This is a genomic window from Shewanella sp. 10N.286.45.A1 (assembly GCF_041470405.1).
In the GTDB taxonomy this organism is placed as follows: Bacteria; Pseudomonadota; Gammaproteobacteria; order Enterobacterales; family Shewanellaceae; genus Shewanella.
Map to the genome: position 1 here is coordinate 1 of NZ_JBFRMK010000437.1, position 3,809 is coordinate 3,809.

Consider the following 3,809-nt stretch of genomic DNA (forward strand, 5'->3'; position numbering starts at 1 on the left):
CGGCTTCGTTCAACAAGCACGTTTAACCGTAAATACTGGCTTAATATCAGCGCTTTATTGTAATCAGTACATCGATAAAAAAGTCCATGTAGGAGAATACCTTCTTAGACACTTTGCAATATTTCTATAGTCCAACGTATTGCCACACTCTGTTACTCGTCATCATTTGAAGATAAATTGAGGCTTACAGGATCGTAATAGTGGTAATGATGGTGAGACCTTTATGGGAAATGTGGCCTCCATGCTGCTAGGTGGTATGACTTTTTATTTTCTCGGTATTATTGATGGTCGTTATTATGTTTATGTTCGGTTTCACTACTGTACCTGTGCCCCACAAGTTACTGGCTAGGTTTTCAGCATTGACATAAATCTTCCTTAATCATAAATGACGATTTTTAGTATAGTTTACTTTTAACTAAAGGAACTTTTATCTAGTGAAACTCATTATTGATTAAGTGAGCGGCAGTTATCATCTGTGCTAACTTATACGATGTGTAACCTTTTATAGAGTAGCTTTTTAACTATGCAAATTTGGTCTCAGGCTCCGAAAAACCAAACAATAGCCAAATATGTAGCGCTTTATTGGTTGATAGAAAAAACAGATGAAGATGAAAGTAATCACTTTCCTAAACTAAACCCTGAACCTGCAACCCATTTGATATTATGCCCGCCACAGCAGCGCTATAGTTATCAAACTTTGCCAACTGAAAGTAAAGGCAAAGGTTGTCATTGGCTTTACCCTCAGCAACAATCACTGCAATTAGATCACAGTGAGCGTTTTATTTACTTAGGCGTTAAATTCCACATAGGAGCGCTCTATTCGCTTAATGTTGAAGGATATAACCACCCGACTCTTAATCGTGCAGTCAATGCCGATATTGACCAGCTACTCGGAACAGAAAGTTCAGATGTAGAACAGCTTATAGAACTCGGCCGCACAGAACCGTACAAATGCAGCGATAAGCTAGATGAATTATTGTTGCCTCTGTTCATTAAAACTAATGAAGACCAACATAGCGAGCTAACTCGCAAAGCACTGCCGCTATTGGATGAATACCCAATATCAGAACTCGGTGAACGTTTATTTTGTTCACAACGCACGCTTGAGCGTAGCTTTAACAGAGTGACGGGATTAACGATGAAGCAGTGTCAGTCGATGAACAAATTAGAGGCGATGCTGGAATATTTATATCAGCGCGAAGCTGTTGATATAGATTGGGCCGAAGTGGCTTTTAAGTTTGGTTTTAGCGACCAACCCCACTTGATACGTCATTTAAAAAAACAGATTGGCCTCACTCCGACAAACTACGCAGAGCAGCGCGGGCTCACTATTGATATTTATGGCGGCGTAGAGTCTCGCTGATTATTGCTAACAGTCTTTGATATAAATTATTTAAGGCTACTTCAGTGTTCTCGTCATATACAAACAATGATCGAGTGGTAGCGTTTCCGGGTAGATACTTTCCACAAACCCCTGCTTTAGATAGCTATTGATTGCTGCTTGATTATCTTTGAGCACAAACAAAGAGCTTTGTTGTAAACGGAGTTGTTTGAGGCCACACGCATTAAGCATCTCTACCAAGGTGCTAGCTATACCCTTTCCTCGCCAAATTGGATTGATGACAATTCTGCCTAAATGACACTTTTCTAAACGCGGGTAATACTGGCCAAATCCGAGTAATTCTTGCTTATCAGACACGAGTGCAAAAGAAGCGAGTCTTTGCAAAGAAAGATCTTCAGTGAAAGTGACAATATCAAAGGGGTATCTGAAACTGGGACCAGCCCACTGAAACACTTGTTGTTGGGTACTAAACCAAGTCATCATCTGTTGTAAATGTTCAGTTGTCGGTGGTACTAGCTGCATGTGGAAATCCTTTCCTTTAGGTTACGTTGAACCAATAATGGCCAGTGATTCCCGTTACGTTTAGACAAAGCCTATAACTAGACTTTGTCTAAACTTTATAATGCAATCTTAATCTAGGTTTTGCATCTCTTGTAATACACTTTCAACCACTGATTCTGGTGCTGCTAGGTATTTAGAGTGATCAATAAAAATACCTTGGTCATCTACCGTGATAAGCAGTGCAGGAAAAGAGGTTGTGCCAATAACTTCATAGATCTCTGCAATGCCAGCTAGAATTTGTTCGGCGTCATTGATCAAGCCATCTCTGAATATTTTGTTTGAAGGCGATAACTTATGAGTAGTGATCAACTCACTAAAATCATGTTTGTTGGTTAACGGGTTGCCATCAACAAAATGTGCTTTTTGAATTGCATTTAGAACCGTTAGCATCTTATCTGGCTGTTTAGTTTCAAGCCACGCCATTAGGTTAGCTACTTTGGTGGCATCTTTTGGGCTATTAGCGTAACGAATGTGGTCTCTGCCAAACTTAACCTTTGCAAGATCTTTAACTGCATTAACTTGGTCAAGACCTGCACTATCGCTACCGTCAAAATGGCTACAATGTAATAAATGCAATTGCATTTTCGGAAATGCATCACTAAGCGCATTCACCAATGGCGTTGCAGCGTAACTCCATGGGCAATGGCTGTCATAGATAAAATACAGTGCAAGCTGGGCTTTGTTGAGTTTGGTATCGTTGTTCATGTACTTCAGTCTTGGCGTTTAATAAGTGATTAGTGATCCTAAGAGGTTTTAACCCGTTAATCAATTGGCTGGAGAGTATAAAAGCCAGATAGCGAGGGACTTTCGGGCTCTTCTAATCAAAAATGTGTTAAATGCTCACTTTGTTAATTCGATTTATGCAATAGTTTTAGTCAATGGCCAAAATAATCGACATGGTAAACCGATCAACCTCATAGTTTAGCAATAAGTTAATCATGCACCGTAGCCACGATATCTACGAGTCTTTAAAATTACCGGCATATTACACAGCTATATACTGCAAGTTCAGGTCGAGCGACTAACGGCTGGAATTTGAGAATTATGATTGCTGTACCAAGTAAGTTTGATTGAGAGACAAAAACTGTGAGAAATGTTGAGTTATTAGCACCAGGTGGAGACATTGATTCTATTAAAGCCGCTATTGTTGCTGGCGCCGATGCGGTTTACTGCGGTCTTGATAATTTCAATGCGAGAAAGCGTGCTGAAAACCTTAACTTCGAACAGCTTTGTGGGCTGTTAAGAGTCGCTCATCAGCATCATTGCCAACTGTTTCTAACATTGAACATTATCGTTTTAGAACAAGAGTTACCAGCACTGTTTAAACTACTTAATCAGCTAGTTAATACCGACATTGATGGTGTGATAGTACAGGATCTTGGCGTGTTTGAGATCTTGAAACGCTACTTTCCAACGCTTGAAGTTCATGCATCTACACAGCTAACGACACATAATAGCGGCCAACTGTCATTTCTGCAGCAAATGGGGGCTAACCGTGCAAACTTGTCTAGAGAGCTCAACCTTGATGAGATCAAGGTCTTATCGGAAAAAGCGCATCAGTTAGATATGTTAACCGAGGTCTTTGTTCATGGTTCTAACTGCATCGGTTTTTCGGGGTTGTGCTATTTTAGTTCAGCTCATGGCGGTAATTCAGGTAATCGTGGACGTTGTAGTCAACCTTGTCGCGATCAGTACCAAACCACTGAGGTGGGTGCTGAATATCCGCTCAATATGAAAGATAACTCCGCCTTTGATGATCTTGAAGCGTTAGTCAACGCGGGCGTAGATTCTCTAAAAGTTGAAGGCCGGATAAAGAAATACCATTATGTGCACAGCGTGATCAGTACCTGGCGTAAGCAAATTAGCCAACTACAACAAAAACAAACACTATCAAACGATAAATCTG

At 40.4% G+C, this 3,809-nt stretch carries 4 protein-coding genes; 2 read left to right on the plus strand and 2 right to left on the minus strand.

What is annotated here, in order from left to right; genetic code table 11:
• Nucleotides 1-523 precede the first annotated feature (523 nt).
• On the plus strand, nt 524-1,363 hold the full coding sequence (locus AB4238_RS22265; protein ID WP_372035796.1) for a helix-turn-helix domain-containing protein: 840 nt from the start codon (nt 524-526) through the stop codon (nt 1,361-1,363).
• Nucleotides 1,364-1,399: 36 nt separating this feature from the next.
• Here AB4238_RS22265 and AB4238_RS22270 read toward each other — a convergent pair whose 3' ends face one another.
• Together AB4238_RS22270 and AB4238_RS22275 are read right to left on the minus strand one after the other, a co-directional pair.
• A complete protein-coding gene (locus AB4238_RS22270; protein ID WP_372035798.1) occupies nt 1,400-1,864 on the minus strand; it encodes a GNAT family N-acetyltransferase in 465 nt (154 codons plus the stop codon).
• A gap of 108 nt (nt 1,865-1,972) precedes the next feature.
• Complete coding sequence (locus AB4238_RS22275; RefSeq protein ID WP_372035800.1) at nt 1,973-2,608, minus strand: protein-disulfide isomerase; 636 nt, start codon at nt 2,606-2,608, stop codon at nt 1,973-1,975.
• A gap of 381 nt (nt 2,609-2,989) precedes the next feature.
• Here AB4238_RS22275 and AB4238_RS22280 point away from each other — a divergent pair.
• The coding region (locus AB4238_RS22280; protein ID WP_372035801.1) for a peptidase U32 family protein at nt 2,990-3,809 on the plus strand (820 nt) is incomplete at its 3' end.

Coding starts and splice junctions, on each gene's coding strand:
- AB4238_RS22265 (WP_372035796.1), top strand. CDS start 524: ATGCAAATTTGGTCTCAGGCTCCGAAAAACCAAACAATAGCCAAATAT.
- AB4238_RS22270 (WP_372035798.1), bottom strand. CDS start 1,864: ATGCAGCTAGTACCACCGACAACTGAACATTTACAACAGATGATGACT.
- AB4238_RS22275 (WP_372035800.1), bottom strand. CDS start 2,608: ATGAACAACGATACCAAACTCAACAAAGCCCAGCTTGCACTGTATTTT.